Genomic DNA, 21,623 nt, shown 5'->3' with positions numbered 1-21,623 from the left:
TCGACGCGATGGCCTGGATCATGCGGAAACTGGTGGAGAACGCGAGGCGGTGTCCCGAGCGCCCCGCGTTGATCACCGGTGAGGAAACGCTGACCTACGCCGCACTGATCCGGCAGGTCTCGGCTGTCGCGTGCGAGATGCAGCGCCACGGAATTCTCGAAGGCGACGTGACGGCGATCGCACTCCCTCGGGGGACCCGCCAGATCGTGACCGCGCTTGCCTCCCTGTGGTTGGGCTCGCCGTTCGCGGTCGTGGACCTCGACGAGCCGCCTGCACGGCAGCGGGCACAGATTCGCGCGTCCCTCGCCGCCCGGCTCGTGACCGAGTCGGAGGCGGAGGAGATCGAGGGCGTGCCGACGATGTCGCCTGGTGACGTCGACGGGTCTGAGCCTGCGATGGCCACGCCAGGCCCGAACGACGCCGCGTACATCGTGTTCACCTCGGGCACCACGGGCTCACCCAAGCCTGTGGCGGTGCCCCATCGAGCGCTTGACAACTACACGAAGCAGATCGCACTGCTGCTGGAGCAGCTCAGGCCCACGAACACTCCGCTGGAATGCGCCAGCGTGACCAGCTTCGCCACCGATCTCGGGCATACCGCACTGTTCCCCGCACTCGTGTCCGGGGACACCGTCCACCTCGTGGACAAGGCCACCATGAGAGACCCGGTCACGTTCGGGCGCTACATGGCCACGCACTCGATCGACGTGCTCAAGTCCACGCCGTCCCACATCTCGGTGCATCTAGGCCTCGGCGCCCGCGACGTCCTTCCCCGCAAGCTCATGATCTTCGGTGGCGAACCCTTGAGCTGGGAGCTCGTGGACCAGGTGACGGCCATAGGCACCTGCAAGGTTTTGAACCACTACGGCCCGAGCGAAACCACAATCGGGGTCCTGACCTATTCCGTCGACCCACGTCGAAAGGAACACCGCTCGACGAACTCCGTGCCACTCGGGCAACCGCTGGCCGGAGTGTCGGTCGAGGTCGTCGACGAGGATCTTCGCTCCGTGCCGCCGGGAGAGCCCGGCGAGCTGCTCGTGTGGGGCGAGTGCGTGGCGCTCGGCTACATCGGCGCTCACGATGCGACCCGAATGCGATTCGTACCGGTACCCGTCTGGCACCGGTCGCCGGACCGCAGCACCTCACCACTCGCCTTCCGGACCGGTGACACGGTCAGAAAACTCCCCAGCGGCGACATCGAGTTTCTCGGACGCGCCGACCGCCAGGTCAAGATCCACGGACAGCGGATCGAACTCGGTGAGGTGGAAGCCGCGTTGCGGCGATCACCGGGGGTGCGCGACGCGGTCGTGAGTTTCGACACCGACACCGGGCTCCGCGCATACCTCGTTCCCGCGGACGCCGGCGAACCACCGACTGCGAAGTCCTTGCGTGCCTTCCTCAGGGAGACGCTGCCACTCGCCGCGATCCCGCGCGGTTTCACCGTGCTCGACGACGTCCCACTGACGATCAGCGGCAAGCTCGACAGGAACAAGCTCGCGCACTCGAACAGGTCGGGCCCGACGACATCCACGGGCCGTCATTGCGGACAGGACACGGCCCACGAGCAACGGTGAGCGCAGCCGACGTGGCAGCACTCGATCCGGAGAGGGAGAGCATGAACGTGCACGTCGTCGGAGCATCGCTGTTCCTGCCCGGGAATGTGCGAAGCCGCAAGGACCTCGGTGCGGTTCACTTCGACACCCCGTTCCCCGACGAGCGAGCCACGGTGTTCGATGACGCCGAGCTCGAGGTCGGCTTCATCCGGTTCCGTGTCTCCCCACGCCAGGCCAGGGTCATGGACCCACAGCATCTGCTGATCCTCGACTGCGTCGAGCGCGCACTACAGGACGCCGGGATCGACCCGAAGAGACTCGCAGGCAGCGCGACCGGAGTTTTCGTCGGGATGGGCGAATCCGACTTCGTGCACACCATCGACCCCGATCAGATCGCCGACAGCAACCGGTCCTACCTCGGCATCGGCAACAGTCGGGGGGCGGCTGCCGGGCGGGTCTCTTACACCTTCGACCTGCGTGGCCCCAGTTGGCAGGTCGACACGACCTGCTCCTCCGGGTTGGTCGCCCTCCAGCACGGGATCACCGCGCTCAGAACCGGCGAAGCCGATCTCTCGATCGTCGTCGGGAGCCACCTCGTCCGCAGTGACTACGGCATGATGGCCCGGAAGGCCACCGGCGCACTGTCCCCTACCGGTCATTGCCGTGCGTTCGACGCACGGGCCGACGGCTTCACCATCGGCGAAGGCATCGTGGCTGTGGTTCTTGCGCCCGACAGTTTCGGACTACGTTCGCTCGGGCAGGTGCACTGCGCCGTCAACCACGACGGCCGCACTGCCGGGCTGACCGTCCCCAACGTCGACGCACAGCGCGCTGTCATCGAACGCGCGTTACGCATGAGCGGACTGACCGGTGCCGACATCGACTACGTCGAAGCGCACGGAACGGGCACGGCACTCGGAGACCCCATCGAGATCACCGCGTTGGCGGCGGCCTACCGGACGGCCGAGCGCCCAGCCCCTCTCCTCGTCGGGTCGAACAAGCCTCGTTTCGGCCACCTCGAGGCAGCCTCCGGTCTGCTCTCGCTGGTCATCGCCACCGAGACTCTACAACGCCGACAGCCTCCTGGCACCAAAGGATCGGGACAGCCCAGCGAGACGATCCCGTGGTCTGAGCACAACATCCGACCGACGATCGGGGACTTCACCTCTCCCGACTCGCTCTCCAGAGTGGGAGTCAGTGCCTTCGGACTCTCGGGGACCAACGCCCACGCCATTGTTTCCCAACCCTCGACGTGATGCACGGCACAGCATCGCCAACATGTCGATTACACCCCGGAAAACCCGAGAGACCCATCCAATCCGACACGGGAGCAACACCGAAGAAAAGGTGGTATGCCACCTCGACAGAGGTGTCGTCTAGGCCCGAACGAGTTAATCTTACCCTTCTCGAAGAAAGAATCTTTGATATACGGATAGATCGACCCAACCTGGCCCCCAAGCGGGTTCTCGAATACCACCTATCAACCTTTCCGAACAACACCTTCAGTCCATTCCCTCAAGTCGATCTCACTGCTACGATGAATCCGATTCACCGTGATCGACGAATCGAGCACATCGAAGCAGCGGAGCGTCGCCTGCCGTATACCACGGCCTCGGCAGTGCACGCAGTGAGCGTTGGCGACTGGAGGGGTTTGTCTTGCAGGTCGAGGATGTGGTGGCTGGCATCGCGGAGCAGCTACTGGAACTGGACCCGGGAACAATAAACCGCTCAGTTCCCCTACTCGACCTCGGCGCCGACTCACTCGTCCTCGTCGAACTCTCACGAGAAATACAACAACAATTCAACGTCGACATCTCCGTCCAACAACTACTCGAAGACATCGTCACAGTCCGAGCCATCGCACGCTGGACCACCGAAAACCAACAACACCACACCACCCCACCAGCCCCACCCGAAACCAACAGCACACCGCCGACGCACAACCCCACCGTCGAGGACACCGTCGCCGACATCGCGGAGCAGCTACTGGAACTGGACCCGGGAACAATAAACCGCTCAGTTCCCCTACTCGACCTCGGCGCCGACTCACTCGTCCTCGTCGAACTCTCACGAGAAATACAACAACAATTCAACGTCGACATCTCCGTCCAACAACTACTCGAAGACATCGTCACAGTCCGAGCCATCGCACGCTGGACCACCGAAAACCAACAACACCACACCACCCCACCAGCCCCACCCGAAACGAACAGCACACCGCCGAGCACGAAGGTGCGGACGGCGCACGCGCCGGCACTGGATGAGACGACCGCTTCGGCGACGCCACCGCCAGCTCGGCCCGCGCCTCGGCGAACCCGGACCACGACCTATGCCGCCGCCACCTCCGGCTCCCGAACCCTCAGCGAACGGAGTCAGGCCAGGCTGTGCAACAACCGGAAGATCGCGCAACGCGAGCACGACGAACGAGCGGCGTCCTATCCGATCTGGGTGACCCGTTCGAGCGGGGCTCATGTCTGGGACGTCGACGACCGCAAGCTCATCGACCTCACGATGGGCTACGGAGCTCATCTCTTCGGCCACAACCCCGACTTCGTCTGCGAGGCCGTCCAGGAGCAGCTCGACCGTGGCCTCCACATCGGCGCGGAGATCGAGCAGACGGCGGACGTGGCACGCCTGCTGTGTGAGCTCACGGGCATGGACCGGGTGAACTTCTGCGTCACCGGAACCGAGGCGGTGTTCACCGCCATGCGTCTCGCTCGCGCCTACACCGGGCGTTCACTCGTCGTCCTGTTACAGACCGCCTACCACGGCCACTCTGACTCCACGCTCTTCAACCCGCGGCCGGGCAAACGACGTGAGCACCTGGCGGCTCCCTCCTTCCCCGGTGTCTCCACAGCCGCGGCGGACGACGTGCGCATCCTGCCGGTCAGCGAACAGCACCTCAGCGACTTCATGGCCGCACGGGGCGAGGAAGTCGCCGCCGTGGTGATGGAACCCAGGTTGAACCAGTCTCCCGACCTCGACCTCGGCTCGCTGGTGCGACTGGCCCGTGACCTGACCGAGCAGGCGGGTGCCCTGCTCGTGTTCGACGAGGTCCTGACCGGGTTCCGCTTCCACACCGGCGGTTTCCAGCAGATCTACGGCGTCCGTGCAGACCTCGCCACCTACGGCAAGACACTCGCAGCCGGCCTGCCTCTCGCCGCAGTGGCCGGGCGCGCCGAGATCATGGACCTGATCGACGGAGGCCCGTGGACCGAGGAACTACGTGCGGACCCCGACCGCGTCTCGTTCACAGGCGGGACCTACGCCAAGCATCCGCTCTCGATCGCTGCGGCACGCGCTGTTCTCGGCCGGTTGGCCCGGGACGGAGACACCGTGCTCACCGAGCTCAACACCACAGGTGACGACCTCCGTGCCGCGATCGCGCGGATCCTGACAGACTCCGGCGTCGACGTACGGGTGATCGGGGTCGGGTCGTTCTTCCGGTTCGTCCCCGCAGGCTCTACCAGTTTCGCCTATGGCGGGAAAGCGTTCCACGAGTTCCGCCGCGCGATGATCGCCGAAGGCGTGCTCGTTCCGGAGACCGGGAACTGCTTCCTCTCCCCCGCCCACACGCCGGACGTCCGCCGTGCCGTGCTCGACGCGGTGACCAACGCGACGAAGCGGCTCTCCGACGAGGACAAGACGACGGACCAACCCGTCGACCACCGATCTCCGACCGTCAGCTTGGCACTGTTCGGTTTCGCCGCGAACGGCGAGAACGACATCTACTCGCGGCTTCTCGACCTGGTTGAACACGCCGAGGCCGAGGGGCTGGCGAACGTGTGGCTCCCGGAGCGGCACTTCGACGACTTCGCCGGGTTCTCGCCGAACCCGGCCGTCCTCGGTGCGATGGTCGCGGCACGCACCTCACGCCTCGGCATCAGGGCAGGCAGCAGCGTGCTGCCGTTGCACTCCGCGATCTCCGTGGCGGAGGACTGGGCCATGGTCGACGTCGCCTCCGGCGGCCGAGTCGGACTCGGTGTGGCGTCGGGCTGGATGAGACGTGACTTCGTGCTCTCCGACGCACCGCATTCCGAACGGAGGGCACTCTTCCGGAAACGAGTGGCGGAGTTGGAACGCCTCTGGCGTGGCGAAGCCCTGGAGGTCGAGGGGCATTCCGGTGAACGCGCGGAAGTACGACTGCATCCCCGCCCGCTGAGCGATCTCCGCCTTTGGCAGGCGTGTGTCGGTTCGCCGAACTCGTTCTACGAGGCGGGCCGGGACGGCCGCGGAGTGCTCACCAACCTGATCCAGCAGGACATCGAGCAGCTCAGCGCCAATCTCCAGCGATACCGGGAGGGGCGCCGCGACGGCGGGTTCCCGCAGGACGGCGGAGATGTCACGGTGCTGCTCCACGCCGCTGTGTCCACCGACAGTGCCTCGGAGGAACGGAACATGGACGCGCTCGAGCGCTACATGTTCGCCACATTCCGAGCTACCCACGACAACCCCGAGACGGTCTCCGCGGACTCTTGGAAGCCGAGGATGAGGGCGGCCGCGGAACGCCTGCGGAACGGACTCTCGCTTGTCGGCCCCGAAACGGAGTGGCCGACCCTGGCAACCACACTCGCCCGGCTCGGCGTGACGGAGATCGCCTGCCTCGTCGATTTCCTGCCTCACGATCAGGCCTGGAGCGAGACGGTCCGGGCACTCGGGAGGCTCCACACCCGGCTGGCCGATTCCCCGAGCCCGTCCTCGGTGGAGCAGGCCGGTATCTCATCCCCTTCACCGATCACCGCGCCGGACACCGATCCCACCGCGACGAAGCCCGGTGCCGAACACGGCAACAACGTCGCGCCCGTCCGCGCGGATGAGTCCGCGAGGCGGGAACTGTCGTCGCCTGTCACGCTCAGCCGAGCCGCCCGCGAAATCTGGGCCGCGTGCCAGATCAGTGCGGAGACACGCGAGGCGTACGTCATCGCGCGCACGTTCTCCCTGTCCCCCGAGGTCGATCTCGATCGATTGCGGCAGGCCTACTTGGACACCCTTGAGGCTCAACCCGCCTATCGCCTCCGCGTCACTCCTGATGGCTCCAAGGGGTGGGCGGAACCCTTCGGAGAGGAACACCGAAGCAGTTGGCACCTGCTCGACGGCATCGCCGAGTCGGCGGTGGCGTTCGAGTCCGAGGTCAAGAAGGGGTCCCTCGATCTCCCACTCGACCCCGCGCACCGCTGCGGCGTCCGGATGACGTGCCAGCGCACCGCCGACGGACTTCTCGTCAACCTTCGTGCCTCGCACATCGTCCTGGACGGCATGCGGTTCTCCGAGCTGCTGGAGTCCGTCGCGCGGCGCTACGAGGGAAAGCCCGTCGACGTGCAGCAGATCCCGGCGTCGGCCCAGCTGGACCGGAAAACCAGGGACCGGGACCGCGCGTACTGGGACAGCTGGGTCGCCTCCCTGCCGGACGAGGTCTTCGACACCGGGTTCGACGTACGCACTCTGGACCGGCGCGGATACCGTCTGTCGGCTCCGCTCCCCGCCGGTCTGCGGGAGAACCTCGCCAACTATGCACGGGCCGAGCGGTCGACGTCCTTCGTCGAAGCACTCCGCGCGACAGCCGAAATCGTCGACGACACGCTCGGACGTCACCACCTGTACGCGTTCCCCGTCCAGCCCTCGTTGGCGGAGTACGGCAGCTGCGCCGTCCTGGTGCCTTTCTGGAGAGGCTCGACGACCGACGGTGCCTCCCACACCTCGGTCAAGGGCTCGATCATGGCGGGAGTCGAGCACAGCTCGCTCACGTTCCGGCAGGTGTTCAACAACGTCACCCGGCGAGTGCAGACCCCGACGGTAACGGTCTCGTGGGACAACCTCGAATCGTTCGAGCTGAGCGGACATCGGGTCGAGGAAGTGTCCATGCCCACCGATGTGGTGCGCTTCCCCCTCACCGTGACCTTCACACAACGCTCAGGCGGTGCCGTGGAGTTGTCCCTCGACGCCGCACACGGATTCCTCGCCCGCGACGAGGGCGAACGGCTTTTTGCTCGACTGACCGGTGAGCTCGCGAGGCGGTTCGCACCGTCGGACGCCGACACCGCACCTGGCGGCGACGAAAGCAGGAACCGGGTCGCGCCCGACATGCTCGCTCGGCTCGTCCGCGGTCTCGCACTGCCGGTCGACGACCGCGGCGCCCCACAGGTGTCGCTCGACGGGCGTTCCTGCCCGCTCGACCTGATCGCGTCGAAGGCTCGGGCGTCGGCACGGATTCTCGCGGAGGAAGAGCCGAAGACGCTCGACTCCTCGGCCGTGGTGATCGACGTCGATACCGCATTCGATGCGACCGTCGCGCTGCTGGCGACCGGTATGGTCGGTCTCGCCGACCGAGTCGGGGAGGCGGGAGGGCCGAACCGACTGGTCATCAGCCGTACGGGTCGCTCACTCGCTGATGGCGGAACCGCCTTCGCCTTGAACCGCTGGGCGGTCGTCAGTCCGACCGAGACGCTCGCGCTCGATGCCTCGTCGACCACGGCACTCAAGGGTGCCCTGACACACGTGCTCGGCGCGATGCGAGCCGAGCAACGTGCCGAGATCGTCGCCGCGCTCCACGCGCTGGTCGACGAGTATGCGATTCCCGACGGCGATGGCACCACCGCCGTGAGCGTTAAGGACCACCTTCCGGAACTTGTGCGAGGCATCTGGCAGCAGGTACTCGACGGGTCCGCGCACTATCGGGACGAGGACGACTTCTTCGATCTGGGTGGAGACTCGATCGACGCGATTCGCATGATCGCGATCTTGAACCACGAACTGCAGACCGACCTCGAAGTGGCGCTGATTTTCGACAACCCGACGGTCAGTCAACTGAGCGACGCCGTGCGTTCGCTGATTTGAGGAGGCAACAAGATGGCTCGGGAAATCAGGACGACGTTCGGCGAGCTCCGCCAGTTCGCCTCGTGGGTGGAGCCGGAGCCGCGAGTAGCGGCCGGATTCGGGTTCGAGAACGGGATCATTCCCGACAACGCACAGGCGACGGTGGATTCGAACCTCGCTGTGTTCACCCCCACCGGCCGGGGTGCGATCGTCGAAGACTCCCGCGCTGACTGGGCCCTGTTCTGTCAGGAACGGTTCGGAATCGGGTCCGCGCTCTGGCCGTCGTTTCGCCGGCACCCGCTCAACGAGAACTTCGTGTGGCGCCCGGTCGGCAAGGGCAAGCGCGTCCTGAGCGACGCGGAGGCGGAAGCCTATGACCGAGACGGCTACGTGGTCGTGGAGGACGTGCTCAGCCAAGCCTTTCTCCGAGAGGTCGTGGCCGACCTCGATCACTTCGAAGAGGCGCGTGTGGAGTCCGCGAAGCTCGCGAGCGGCAAGAACACCATCACCCAGGCAGGCAAAGTGACGTTCAACGTCCAGCTCGCCCGCCACTCGGCCCGGCTGCGTGAACTCATCTCGTTGCCGCTCCTGCAACACATGATGTACGACCTCATCGGACCGAACGTGCGCCTCTACTGGGATCAGTCGGTCTACAAGAGCCCCCATTCCGAGCTGGTCTTCCCCTGGCACCAGGACACCGGTTACACCTTCGTCGACCAGCCCGGCCAGATCGTGACCGCCTGGATCGCACTCACCGACGCAGCCGAGGATTCCGGGTGCATGTGGGTTTTGCCCGGCGCGCACCGGGTGGGTCCGCTGGTGCACGAGAAGGGTGAGTCCGGCAACTGGGTCTTCGAGTCCGATCCGAGCGGCATGATCCCGCTTCCGGTCAAGGCCGGGTCCATCGTGGTGTTCGCCGGTCTGCTCCCCCACATGACCGGCGGCAACAGCAAGAGTTGGACACGCAAGGCTCTCGTCGTCGAGTACGCGCCGGACGGGATGAACCGAATCGCGATCGACCCCTGGGGCGAACAAGTCGTCAGCCCTGCGAACAACCCGCGCACACAGTTCGAGATTCTGCGTGACGGTCGGCCGGTGGTGAGCCGATAACATGCAGGCAGAAGACCGCGTCCTCTCCAGTCTCTCGGGCCGGCCGATCTCCGAACTTCGCACCCCCACGACCCCGACGAGCCTGTCCGGTGTGCTCGACCGGGCAGCAGCAGGCACGGCCGACGTCATCACCATCGACTCCGACGGATCGGAACGGCGGGAAACCTGGAAAGCGTTCCGCGACCGCGTACGGCGCATCGCCCAGGTCATCCGTGAGAGCGGCATCGACCGCGGCGCCATCGCGATCGTTGCCGCGACAGAGCCGTCACAGATTCTCGCCCTCTTCTGGAGCAGCATCGTGGCGGGGATCGAACCACTGCTGGTTCCGGCTGAACTTCTCGACGACCGCGGGAGCGACCGCGAATGGCTGGCCACGCTGGTCCGGCACGCACCGGTTCGCGCGCTCGTCCATGCCGACGAAGCACGATTCCCGATCATGTCCGAAGCACCGGGGGAGGTTCGTTGCGTCCCGCTCGCTCTGGACCCGGGCGAGGCCGGACCTGACCGAGCCGATGACAGTTCGGACTCACGGGTCCACTTCATGACCTCGGGCAGCACGGGCACGCCGAAGGTGGTGCCCCAGCGTCACCGAGGCATCATCGACATGGCACTGGGCGCGGTGACCGTGAACGAACTCGACTCCACTACGGTCGGCTTCAACTGGCTACCGCTCTCCCACGTCGGTGGCATGCTGATGACCCACGTGCGCGACGCCGTCATCGCAGCGGAGCACATCTCGGCCTCGCCGGAACGCATCCTCACCGACCCGCACGAGTGGTTCCGGATCGTGACCCGACATCGTGTGAGTGCGTTGTGGTCGCCCAACTTCGCGTACCGATTGTTGGCGGGCGTCGCGGAGGAGATACCACTCGACGGTCGGATCGACCTCACCAGCATCCGGTTCTGCTTGAACGGGGGCGAGGCCGTGTCGGCCAAGGACTGCGCCTGGTTCGAACAGTCTCTCGGCAGGCTGGGCATGCCCGCTCGCACGCTGGCGCCTGCCTGGGGAATGGCGGAGACCTGCTCCGGGGTCCTGTACTCCCCGCACTACGACCCGACCGCCGACACGGCCCCCACGGTCTCCGTGGGTTTCCCGCTCCCCGGGGCGGAAGTCCGGATCGTGGCCGCGGGTGACGTCGAGGAGGACGGTGTGGGCCACCTGGAGGTCCGCGGGCCGATGGTCCTGGAGAACTACTTGGTCGGCGGGGACCTCACCAAGAGTGCCGACGGCTGGTTCCGAACCGGTGACCTCGCCCGGATCGATGCCGACGGCGTGCACATCGTCGGTCGGGACGGCACCAGAATCGTCGCCAACGGCGTCACCTGGAACTCCGCCGACCTGGAGAGCGAAGTCGATCAGGTCGGCGGCGTCGTACCGGGTACGGCCGTGGTCGCGTCCTACCGACCCCGCGGCGGAGAACGCGACGAGATCGCCGTGTTCTGCACTGTCGACAAAGACCCGGCTGAAGTGTGCGCCGACGTACGGCGGCGTGTCGAGAAGATCCTCGGGATGCCGGTCGCACACGTGGTCGACATTCCCGCCACCGCGATCGAGCGGACCAGCATCGGCAAGGTTCGCAAAGCGACGCTGGTGAAGAGGTTCCTCGACCCCGACCCGCCGCTGCTCTGGGAGTTGTCCTGGACTCCCACGCCGACAGCGGCGAGCGAACGGCAGCACCACACCCGGCCTGTCATCCTGCGCGGGCCGGGGCTGAAACACTCGGCTGCCTCCGACTACCGTCCCCAGCAGCTGCACGACCTGCTTGAGCATTGGCGCCAGGTGATCGATCCCGCGCAGTGGCGCGGTCACGACGTCTGTGTCGTCGTCGAGACATTCGAAAGCCAGGCCGCGCGCCTACCCTGGTCACACCCCGTCGCAGCCTTCCTCCGCGCCCACGCGCACAGCGCGGGAGCCCGGTCCGTCCGCACGATCTGGGTTCACCCACTCGTGGACCAACAGGAGCTTGCGGACATCCTCGACTCCGCTTCGGCCCCGGACACGACCGCGGACCTCTTCATCGGGCCGCGCGGTGACCTCTGGCGTCGGGTCCGCACCGTCGTCTCCATCGAGCGAACCTCCCCACCGGCAGCCCACGTCGTACTCCTCGGCGGCACTGGTCGGCTCGGTGAAGCGCTCGGCGCCGAACTGTCGCTGCGTGGCGCACGAGTCACGCTTGTCGGACGCGGTGCCCGGGCGACGGACAGCGCAGCGGACGGGATCGACCGAGTCGGTGTCGACCTCAACTCGCCGACGGCAGCGCGCGACCTGGTCGAGCAGGTCGAGTGGAACAACGCGGAACAGACGCAGGTCGTCCACCTGGCCGGGGAACCGATGCCCGCGCCCGAGGACGTGGTCGAACGACTCATCGGCCCGAAGACCGAGGGGGTTCGCACCGCCGTGGAGTTGGCTCACACCGTGGATGCCCACCTGACGATCGTCTCGTCGATCAACGCCCATGTCGGGGGCACCGGTGTCGAGACCTACGCAGCGGCTTGTGCCGCGGCCGAGTTGATCGCGGAGCGGGTCGCTTCGGTGCCGATCACGACCGTGTCAGTCACCTCCGTGCGCGAAGCGCGACAGATCGGGGAAGACAACGTGGCGGTCGCGAAGGCACTCGGCCTCGACGAAGTCAGTGTCGTGGACCTCGCGACGTGTCTGTTGGCCGAGCCCACCTGCGCCGTCCTCCTCGGCGTCGGCGAGCACATGCCGTTCGTACCACGGCACGAGAGTGCACCGGTTACGTCATCGCCCCCCACAGCGAGTGCGGACACCGTGGCCCCGGACGAGGCCGAGTGGCCACGCACCGCCGTGGAGCTGGCCCACGCAGTGCGCCCGTTGGTGAGCCCCGGTGTCCTGGGGCTGGACCGGACCTGGTTCGACATGGGGCTGAGCTCGGTGGACCTGCCGAATCTCGCCCGCGTCTGCACCGAGCACACGGGCCGCAAGATCGGCGTGGTGGACCTGATGCGGTATCCGACTCTCGCCCAACTTGCAGAACACCTCGAAGTCGACCAGGACAGGAGCCGCGGGTGAGCGACCGAATCGCGATCGTCGGCTACGACGTCTGTCTGCCCGCCGGGCGGGACCGTGCGGAGATCGACTCGTTCCTCGAGTCCCAGAAAAGTGCTGTCGTGGACGTGTCCCGCAGCGAGATGCTCGCCGCGGGCGTGCCCGAACCGGTCTTCACCCGTGATGGCTACGTCGCTCGGTCGGCTCGTGCGGAGTGGACTCCGCAAACAGCGCGTCACCTGCAAGGCGTCACCGCGCACGAGCTGACCGTCACGGACCCGCAGCACTTGCTGTTCCTCGACTGCTGTATCGGGGCGCTCCACGACGCCGGGATGAGCCCGGAGCGCGTTCGCGGCCAGGAAATCGGCGTGGTCGGCGGCATCGGCATGGGCCTGTACGCCGGTCACTCGCTCGACTCGCACTTCACGACGCGAATCCAACGGAACATCACGCTGCAGCGGCAACTCGTGTTTCCCGAAACCCTCATCGGCAACAGCAGTGACCATTGCATCGGGCGGGTGTCGTACCGGCTGGGACTGACGGGGCCGAGCGTGAACGTGCAGACTGCCTGCTCGACGGCCCTCGCCGCGGTGGACGTCGCGGTTCTCCTGTTGCGCAGTGGCCGGGCCGACACCGTCCTGGCCGGCGCTGCGGCCCTGTACTTCCCCGACCGTCGGGGATACCAATGGGAGCGCGGAGGAATCCTTTCCCCCACCGGGGTGTGCAGGGCGTTCGACGCGCAAGCCGACGGCACCGTCGGTGGTAGTGGAGGTGGGGTGTTTGTGCTCCGCCGCTACACCGACGCGGTCGCCGACGGCAACGTGATCCACGGTGTCATCGAGGGAATCCACTCCGCGAGCGACGGCGGACAGCGAGCGAGCTACGCCGCGCCGGCGTTCGACGGCCAGGTCCGGGTCATCCGGCGCGCGATGGCGGATGCGGGTGTCGGACCGGAGGACATCGCGTACGTCGAAGGACACGGCACCGGCACGACGGTCGGAGACCTCGTCGAACTGGCCGCGCTCCACGAGGTGTTCGGCGAACGCGACACGCACCTGCCGGTCGGCTCGGTGAAACCCACGTTGGGACACCTCGACACCGCCGCGGGAGTCGCTTCGCTGGTCAACGTCCTCCTCGGGTTGAAAAGGGGCTGGCTCCCGCCCACAGCGAACTTCTCCGAGCTGAGCACCGATGCACGCGACTGGATCGCTCAGCCTTCCGCCACTCCCACCCCACTGCCTCAGGGCACCTCCATGATCGGCATCAGCGGCTTCGGCGCGAGCGGCACCAGCGTGCACCTGGTGGTATCGGGCGAACGCGATCCCGAGCTCTGGGCGACGGCGCCCCCGGAGCGTGGGTCGGTCGTCGCGGGAGACGTCACCCCCGCGACGAGTCCCAACCGCGCCGCGTATGAGGACGAGAGCACCGCCCACGACGGAGACGGCCCGGAGAGACGGCCTACCCGCGAGGAGATCACCGGTGTACTGATCGGGTTGCTGCGGGAGCGCGGGGACTTCGCCCACCTCAGCGACCAGCAGTTGTTGGAGGTCGGAGTACTCGACTTCGGCATCGACTCCATGGACATGATGGCCGTCACGAACGTTCTCGAGGCTCGCTGGGGTGTCCGCCTCGAGGTGCTGGATCTGTTCACAGCCGACACCGTGGCTGAGATCATCGAGCTCATCGAACAGGATTTGGCGGAGTGACCCGCGAGGGACCACTTGAACCACGCATGATGCAGCGGGTACGCACCAGGCTCGGTCGGCGACTGCGGCTGAGCATGTTCGGCTTGGGCTGGCGCGTGATCCCCGGGTTCACCCTCGGGATCATTCTCCTCATCCTGATGGGGGGTTCGATTCCCGCCGCCTCGATCGTCGTGATCGGACATGTCCTGGGCAGCGCCGCCAGTGGAGCGTCGGGTATCGCCCAGGCGGGCGCGCTGTTCGTGGCGCTCTTCCTCGTCGACCAACTCACCAACGTGGTGATCGACGTTGTCGCCGACCGGTACGGGGGGCGGCTGCAGAGGGAATCGGAACAGGCTCTGATCCGAGCCAGGCTCCGCTCACCCGGCGTGACACCGCAGGCCCTGCAGGACACGCTCGACACGGTGAGCGCCTCACCCCCGATCCGGCGACTCGCGGTGTCGACGGTGCGGTACCTGCTGTTACGCGCGCAAGCGCTGATACCTGGGCTCGTGCTCGTGTTCGTCGAGCCGGTCGCCGGTCTACCCGTGCTCGTCAGTTTCGTCGTGCTCTCGGTGCTGTTGGAGAGGGACTACACCGCCGAACAGTCGGCGGCGTATTCGACCGACGCCCGGAGTGCGCGCGCGTCGTACCTCGGCGGTCTGGCCTTCGACCGCCGCACGGCCCGTGAGGTGATCGTCTTCCGTGCGGCCGGCTGGGTGATCAGTCGGTTCCGAGAGGCAGCGCACGGCGCCCGTCCGGCCACCCGCATCACCCTGCCGCTGTTGGGCGCGCTGGTCCTCGCGGTGAGTGCCATGGCCTTCGGGTTGATCGTTCTGTTCCATGCCGATCCGGGGCCCGCTCAGCTGGTGATGGGGGTGTCCTCGCTCGTGGCACTGATGCTGATCTTCGGCGTCACCATGGATGTGGTCTATTCGGCGACAGGCGTCGAGGTGTTCGACCGCGTCCGATCCGCGACGGCACCGCAGCCGCCGGTGTCGGTGCCGTCCACCGCAGTCCCGCGTGCCCGTCCGGGTAGCACGATCCGCTTCGACCGAGTGACGTTTCGCTATGCCAACGCCACGACGCCGGTCTTCACCGACCTGAGCTTCGAAGTGGAACTCGGAAGAAGTCTGGCCATCGTCGGCGTCAACGGAGCCGGGAAATCCACCCTGCTGAAGTTGCTCGTCGGCCTCCTCGCCCCCGACTCGGGACGAATCCTGTGCGACGGTGTCGACGTGTCCGCCGAGGGGTTGCGGAGCAGCTGGCGTGACTCGTTCGCCTTCCTCGGCCAGCAGTACGTTCGCTATCCGACTTCGGTGCACGACAACGTCGCGCTGGGGCGCGGCCACAGCGTCGGCGTACGCGATCCGCGGGTCCTGGCGCTCCTCAGTCGGCTCGACGCGGATTCCCCGGAGGTCGTCGACGCTCCGCGTTCCCCAACCGTGCCTCGGAGCGGGCTGTCCGGTGGGCAGTGGCAACGTGTCGCGACCGCACGGGCGCTCGCGGGCATGGTGGACGACGACCGGCGCGTGCTCGTGTTGGACGAGCCGACAGCCGCCCTCGATGCTCAAGCGGAGGCGCACTTCTTCGCCGAACTCGGCGAGCTGGCCGGGCAGGACCGGACGACGGTGATGGTGTCTCACCGCTTCGCGGGTGTCCGCCGGGCAGACGAGATCCTCGTGCTCCACCAGGGCGACATCAAGGAGCGAGGTACCCACGCGACACTCATGGCCGAGGGTGGCAACTATGCGCGAATGTTCCGGTCGCAGGCCGATCGCTACCGACCGCGAGACGGTGAGGTCGTGATCGGATGACGTTCCGGAGCGCGCTTCGCGAACTTCTGCGCTTGTCGTTCCGGGCGGACTCGAAGGCCGCGTGGATCACCATCATCGCGTTCACAGTGCGCCCCATCGCCACAGTCGCCGCCTCTGTGGCGATCGCGGTAATGGTGGCCAGGTGGGCGGCAAACGAGTTCTCGTCCGGGGTCGTGTTCCTCGGCATCGCCTGTGCGGCGCTGGTGGCACAGGTGCTGCTCGGGCGCTACTCGCTCACCGTCTCGGCACTGCTGGTGGATGCGACGAACCGGCTCGTCGACGAAGACCTGCAGCGCGCCCTGTACAGCGGCCGGTCGATCGAGCACTTCAACGAACGTCGATTTCTCGACGACCTGCAGATCGTGCGTTCCGAGCAGGCACGGCTCACCGAAGGCGCCGACGTGGTCGGCCTCATTCTCGGCACGAGCGTCCGCCTGGGCATGACGGTACTCATCACGGTGCTGGCCACCCCCTGGCTTCTCCTGCTTCCTGTGGCGGCCACCGGTGCCTACCTGTGTGTCCGGCGACGCGACCGGGCGGTCGGTGAGGCTCAGCGCGCCGCCGCGGAGCATGCCCGGGTGTGTGACGAACTCGCTGATATCGGAACCGACGAGAAACACACGGGTGAGCTGCTCCTGTCGCGAGGCAGCCGGTTCCTTCTGGACAGCCACCGTCATTCGGCCGAGGTAGCGGAAACGACCAGAAGCGCGGGCTTGTGGCGTGGTGCGCGATGGACAGCACTCGGCGCGCTCCTGACGAGTGCGGCACTCACCGCGGGAATCGCCGGGCTGATCCACGCGCTCGAAGCGGGCACCACCGACGTGGCGACGACCTTGGCCTCGTTGCTGCTGCTGTCGACGACGACGTCACTGGTCGGCGCCCTGGCGCGGTATTTGACGTCCTGCGCCGACTCACTCCGCGTCGTGCGCGCGCTCGACCGCGTGCTCACCCGACTGCGCGTCGAACCGAGGACGTCTCACACGGTTTCCGACACCACCGGACTCGAACTGCGCAACGTGTCCTACCGATATCCCGGTGCGCAAACCCCTGCCGTCCGCGACGTCTGCCTGCGGCTTTCCGGGGGTCGAATCTACGCGCTCGTTGGCGCGAACGGGAGCGGGAAAACCACCCTGGTCACTCTGCTGAGCGGATTGATTCGGCCCACCTCCGGCGAGATACGGACGGCGAACGGCCACCCGCCAGACATCACCTACCTCGCACAGGACTTCGCCGAGCTGGAGTTCGAACTGCGCGACGCGGTACGGCTCGGCGACGAACGGTTCACCGACTCCGACGTCACACGCGCAGTCGACAGTGCCGGGCTCGGGCAGTGGATCGCGAACGACGACGCAGGGCTTGCCCTTCCCCTGGGCGCCACGATGCCCGACGGGCTGCGGCCTTCCCACGGACAATGGCAGCGCGTGGCGCTGGCCCGCGGCTTCCTGCGCGAGGACACCTCGGTCGTGATCTTCGACGAACCCACCTCGGCCATCGATCCGATCGCCGAGGAGACGCTGCTCGATCGGCTGATGGACCAAGCGCGCACGGTCACCCGGAACGGGACCGGTATCACAGTGATCGTGACCCATCGGATGTCATTGACGCCGGAGGCCGACGCGGTGATCCTCATGCACGACGGTCGCGTCGTAGCGGTCGGCCACCACGACGAACTACTCGACGTGCCGCTGTATGCGCAGTTGTACAACGCGCAGCGTGCCGGCTACCTCGCCGACGGCTCGAACAACTGATCGCCGAGCTCCGAGGCTTCGGCGCCCCGTTGGTCGGTGAGCTCGCACAACGCCTCCCGCCACAGGGCGAGCAGTCTGTCGAGGTCGGCCGAACCCAACGCCCCCTCCGCTCCGACCAGCATCGCTTCCGTGTCAGCCGAGGACTCGGTGAGATAGACGAATAGCTCCACTGCCGCCTCGGGGAACTCAATCTCCACTGGAGTGACGTCGACACCGTCGAGCCTCCAGCCGAGATCGACGTTCTCCGTCGCATAGGCCAATGCGACCTGGTAGAGCGGGTTCCGGCACGGCTCCGACCGCTCGGACCTCGCAGCGGAGACGAGCGTCGCGATCGGGTAGTCACGCCGCTGGAAAGCCTCACGGATGATCGATCGGCACTCCTCCAAGGTCGCACCGATGCCCGCGGCACGCGGTGCACGGGAGCGCACGAGGACGAGATTCTGGAAGAAGCCGACCGTGTCGAAGTCCTGCGGCCGCCGCCGTGTGTCCATCGGGATGACGATGCTGATGTCGTCCGACCGGGAGAAGTGTTTGAGTGCCCACATGACCGCGGTGACGTGCACGATGAAGCGCGTGCAGCGATGGCGACGCGCGGACGCCCCCACCTGCTCCCAGATCACCGTGCCGAGTGCGCGAGCCGCCACCACCGGCCGAAACGCCTCCGGATCACTGCACGGGTCCGGGCTGGAGAGGAAACGCGGTGGCAACGGAGTAAGCAGCTCTCGCAGGCCTGGAACGTCGTCGAGGTCCGGGAACGTGTTCCGGACACCGGCCGCGTCGTAGGGAGACGGTTCGGGAAGTGTGTCGCCCCGACCCGCATACAGTGCGGCCAACTCGGTCTGCAGAAGGGCCTTGGAACGCTCGTCGACCGTGATGTGATCGATTGCCAGAACGAGGCTGTGCAGGCCCGATGTATGCGGCACCAGCACCGCCTGGAGCATCGAGTGACGATCCGGGGACGTGAACCTGTGGACGATGTTCTGGAGCAGAGTGTTCCCGTGCTCGACGATGTCGCCGTGGTCGGACAAGTCGGTCCCGGGCGTGACCTCGAAGACATTCGGCCCCTCGTCCTGGTGGACGATCGCGAGTACCTCGCCGGACTCTGAGAGCGCGTAGTTGGTGCGCAGAATGGTATGTCTGCGGACGAGCTCCACGAAGGCATTCCGCAGCCGACGGACGTCCAAGGGTCCACGGAGCAGTAGATGCGCGCCGACGACCTGCGCGGGCACCCCGCCTTGCGCGTAACGCATCATGATCAGACGGCTCTGGGTCACCGACGCCGGATACACATGCGCGCGCGACGGTACGCGTGGAGCGAGATCGTCCGTCATTCCGTACCCCCGGTCCGCTCTGCGATCTGTGATCGACGTGCCGATGTGACGCTCGAACCTGCCGACACCTTGCCGACTTCGGTGCCGGTTCGTACGGGACGAACAGACCGACGCGTTCCCCGCCACCCGTTCGCGCGCTCCGACGCAATACCGAATTCGACTTCGGAATGGAAGACCGAAAAGGCGACGCCCACCACACCGCCTCCTTCCCTCCAGAACTCCCAAAATATCGGACGGCGCACGTTTCGAGCAAGATCTACAACCAACCAGAATCGACGATCGCGCCCCCGCCTGCCGCCGTGACGACACCGGAGGACCGATCTGGCACCGATCACCTGCTGAGCTCCTTGTTCCACGTGCAGATACCCGCCCCTACAGCCGAGGCGCCCCGGGAAAGCACGTCGACTCCATCCATTCACGACAGCGACCGATCACTCGGAATCAGATGGAAACAATTCTTTGATCGCCCTCACTATCGAGCGGAGCGGATCCGCACCGACGCGAGACAGCAGGCAACGACCTACATTCACCGGGATGTCGCTATCCGCCGACAATTCCTGGTCCGCAGCCGCAACCAAACCTGGCACTGACGACGGGATCACCCGAATATCGATCGATCAACGGCGTTCAATCACGGCGTAGGGTTTTCGCGAACCAGCTTGGAAACAGAGAATAGCGCTCGAAGCAGGGTGACACGCTTCGTCGTACACCGACTCCGCACCGGCCGCACGTGCTTGCCTGCTGTACCTGGCAGCAGCCCCGGTGCCCGTGGACCTGTCCAGAGATCCACGGGCACCGATCCAGCCCGGCTGAGCTCACCCGACGATGAGCCCCACGCGTACGCGACGCGCGAACACGCGCGCGAGACCCGCGGACACGCCGACAGCGGGGCTCGCTACTCCGCCAGCCGTTCGGCCGCGGCACGCACGCGCTCGTCCGTCGCCGTGAGTGCCACCCGGACGTGCTCGCCGCCCCTCGGCCCGTAGAACGTGCCCGGTGCGACGAGGATGCCGCGCTGCGCGAGCCACGCCACCGTGTCCGAAGCCGGCTCACCCCTGGTCGCCCACAGGTACAGCCCCGCCTCGGAGTGGTCGACGCGGAAGCCGGCGCGTTCCAACGCGGGCCGCAGCACGTCACGGCGCGCGGCGTAGCGGGCCCGCTGCTCGGCCAGCGCGTCGTCGTCGGACAGCGCTGCCGTCATGGCCTCCTGCACGGGCCTGGGCACGATCATCCCGGCGTGCTTGCGCACGGCCAGCAGCTCCCGCACCAGCGTCGGGTCGCCCGTGACGAACCCGGCGCGATAACCGGCGAGGTTCGCCGACTTCGACAGCGAGTGCACCGCCAGCAGACCGTCGAGACTGCCGCCGTGCACGTCGGGGTGCAGGATCGAGACCGGTTCCTCGTCCCACCCGAGCGCGAGGTAGCACTCGTCGGAGACCACCACGGTGCCGCGTTCCCGCGCCCACTCCACGACCTTGCGCAGATGAGGCAGGCCGAGGACCTTGCCCGTGGGGTTCGACGGCGAGTTCAGCCACAGCAGCTTCGGCCGCGCGGGGCCGAGTGCCGTCAACCCGTCGGCACGCACCACCGTGGCTCCGGCGAGGAGGGCACCCACCTCGTACGTCGGGTAGGCCAGCTCGGGAATCACCACGGTGTCGCCCGCGCCCACGCCCAGCAGCGTGGGCAGCCACGCGACCAGCTCCTTGGACCCGATCGTCGGCAGCACGGCGTCCGGCTCGACACCCGTCACGCCGTGCCTGCGCCGCAACGCCGCCACGGCGGCCTCCCGCAACGCGGGGGTGCCGTGGGTGGCCGGGTAGCCCGGGACGTCGGAGACGGACGCCAACGCGGCCCGGATGCTCTCCGGAACCGCGTCCACCGGCGTGCCCACCGACAGGTCGACGATGCCGTCGGCGTGCGACCGCGCGAGCGCGGCCTGCTCGGTCAGCGAGTCCCAGGGGAAGTCGGGTAGCGCGGGGGACTTCATTCGCCCTGCGGGGGCAGGTCCTTGATCCACTGCGGGTCGTGGGAGGTCTTGCCGACCTTCGCCGCACCACCCGGGGAGCCGAGCTCGTCGAAGAAGTCGACGTTCGCCTTGGTGTAGGCGGCCCACTCGTCCGGGACGTCGTCCTCGTAGTAGATGGCCTCCACCGGGCAGACCGGCTCGCAAGCCCCGCAGTCGACGCACTCGTCGGGGTGGATGTAGAGCATCCGGTCGCCTTCGTAGATGCAGTCGACGGGGCACTCGTCGATGCATGCCTTGTCGAGCACGTCGACGCAGGGCTCGGCGATCACGTAGGTCACTGCGTTCTCCTGCTTGTTTTCGGTCTGGCCTTCTCGCCGGACATCCGCTGTTCCGCTTGCGCATCCTATGCCGACACCGCTGTGGCGACGTCGCCCTGTTACGGACTGAACACCCGCACACCGTCGGCTGCGGTCGGGAGATCGTCGTGTCCGACACCGCTTCGTCCTCCCGCCGACTCCATTGTGACCGAGATCGCCGCCCGTGAGCAGGCGCGCGACGTGGGAGGACGGCCCCCGGACACGCCCGTGGGAGCG

The 21,623-nt window shown here is 66.9% G+C and carries 11 protein-coding genes; 8 read left to right on the top strand and 3 right to left on the bottom strand.

The genetic code is table 11. The features are described 5' to 3' along the window. Positions 1–8: 8 nt before the first annotated feature. The 8 genes from JAV51_RS15080 (at position 9) to JAV51_RS15045 (ending at position 17,733) form a co-directional block, all read left to right on the top strand. Positions 9–1,574 carry an amino acid adenylation domain-containing protein gene (locus JAV51_RS15080; protein ID WP_197321364.1) on the top strand — a complete coding sequence of 522 codons (1,566 nt, stop codon included), beginning with the start codon at positions 9–11 and terminating at the stop codon, positions 1,572–1,574. Continuing rightward, entirely contained in the window at positions 1,571–2,809 is a 1,239-nt protein-coding gene (locus tag JAV51_RS15075) for a polyketide synthase (protein WP_197321363.1), read from the top strand. Before JAV51_RS15080 ends, JAV51_RS15075 begins: the two co-directional genes overlap by 4 nt. A gap of 400 nt (positions 2,810–3,209) precedes the next feature. Further along, the gene (locus JAV51_RS15070; RefSeq protein ID WP_197321362.1) at positions 3,210–8,387 is read left to right on the top strand and encodes a MupA/Atu3671 family FMN-dependent luciferase-like monooxygenase; all 5,178 of its coding nucleotides are present in this window, start codon (positions 3,210–3,212) and stop codon (positions 8,385–8,387) included. Positions 8,388–8,399: 12 nt separating this feature from the next. Beyond that, positions 8,400–9,476, top strand: coding sequence for a phytanoyl-CoA dioxygenase family protein (locus JAV51_RS15065; RefSeq protein WP_197321361.1), 1,077 nt, complete (start codon positions 8,400–8,402; stop codon positions 9,474–9,476). Between the two features lies 1 nt (position 9,477). Then, the gene (locus tag JAV51_RS15060) at positions 9,478–12,510 is read left to right on the top strand and encodes an AMP-binding protein (protein WP_197321360.1); all 3,033 of its coding nucleotides are present in this window, start codon (positions 9,478–9,480) and stop codon (positions 12,508–12,510) included. Continuing rightward, positions 12,507–14,192: a beta-ketoacyl synthase N-terminal-like domain-containing protein gene (locus JAV51_RS15055; RefSeq protein WP_197321359.1), complete on the top strand. Its 1,686-nt coding sequence runs from the start codon at positions 12,507–12,509 to the stop codon at positions 14,190–14,192. Before JAV51_RS15060 ends, JAV51_RS15055 begins: the two co-directional genes overlap by 4 nt. A gap of 26 nt (positions 14,193–14,218) precedes the next feature. Next, entirely contained in the window at positions 14,219–15,985 is a 1,767-nt protein-coding gene (locus tag JAV51_RS15050) for an ABC transporter ATP-binding protein (protein WP_197321358.1), read from the top strand. Then, positions 15,982–17,733 carry an ABC transporter ATP-binding protein gene (locus JAV51_RS15045; protein WP_197321357.1) on the top strand — a complete coding sequence of 584 codons (1,752 nt, stop codon included), beginning with the start codon at positions 15,982–15,984 and terminating at the stop codon, positions 17,731–17,733. Before JAV51_RS15050 ends, JAV51_RS15045 begins: the two co-directional genes overlap by 4 nt. Here JAV51_RS15045 and JAV51_RS15040 read toward each other — a convergent pair. The 3 genes from JAV51_RS15040 to fdxA form a co-directional block, all read right to left on the bottom strand. Continuing rightward, positions 17,706–19,064 (bottom strand): condensation domain-containing protein, encoded by a 1,359-nt coding sequence (locus tag JAV51_RS15040; protein WP_255534958.1) that lies wholly within the window; start codon positions 19,062–19,064, stop codon positions 17,706–17,708. The two genes, JAV51_RS15045 and JAV51_RS15040, sit on opposite strands and share 28 nt — an antisense overlap. 895 nt (positions 19,065–19,959) lie before the next feature. Further along, a complete protein-coding gene (gene dapC / locus JAV51_RS15035; RefSeq protein ID WP_197321355.1) occupies positions 19,960–21,051 on the bottom strand; it encodes a succinyldiaminopimelate transaminase in 1,092 nt (363 codons plus the stop codon). Next, positions 21,048–21,368, bottom strand: coding sequence for a ferredoxin (gene fdxA / locus JAV51_RS15030; RefSeq protein ID WP_197321354.1), 321 nt, complete (start codon positions 21,366–21,368; stop codon positions 21,048–21,050). Before fdxA ends, dapC begins: the two co-directional genes overlap by 4 nt. Between the last annotated feature and the right edge of the window lie 255 nt (positions 21,369–21,623).

This window comes from Saccharomonospora sp. NB11 (assembly GCF_015910535.1).
Lineage (GTDB): Bacteria > Actinomycetota > Actinomycetes > Mycobacteriales > Pseudonocardiaceae > Saccharomonospora.
The sequence above is the reverse complement of the archived record's forward strand: the minus strand, read 5'-3'. Positions and strand labels throughout refer to the sequence as shown.

What these genes read in the sequence shown, in the direction of transcription:
- JAV51_RS15065 (WP_197321361.1), top strand. Translation starts at nt 8,400, where the DNA reads ATGGCTCGGGAAATCAGGACGACGTTCGGCGAGCTCCGCCAGTTCGCC.
- JAV51_RS15045 (WP_197321357.1), top strand. Translation starts at nt 15,982, where the DNA reads ATGACGTTCCGGAGCGCGCTTCGCGAACTTCTGCGCTTGTCGTTCCGG.
- JAV51_RS15060 (WP_197321360.1), top strand. Translation starts at nt 9,478, where the DNA reads ATGCAGGCAGAAGACCGCGTCCTCTCCAGTCTCTCGGGCCGGCCGATC.
- dapC (WP_197321355.1), bottom strand. Translation starts at nt 21,051, where the DNA reads ATGAAGTCCCCCGCGCTACCCGACTTCCCCTGGGACTCGCTGACCGAG.
- JAV51_RS15040 (WP_255534958.1), bottom strand. Translation starts at nt 19,064, where the DNA reads ATGACGGACGATCTCGCTCCACGCGTACCGTCGCGCGCGCATGTGTAT.
- JAV51_RS15050 (WP_197321358.1), top strand. Translation starts at nt 14,219, where the DNA reads ATGATGCAGCGGGTACGCACCAGGCTCGGTCGGCGACTGCGGCTGAGC.
- JAV51_RS15080 (WP_197321364.1), top strand. Translation starts at nt 9, where the DNA reads ATGGCCTGGATCATGCGGAAACTGGTGGAGAACGCGAGGCGGTGTCCC.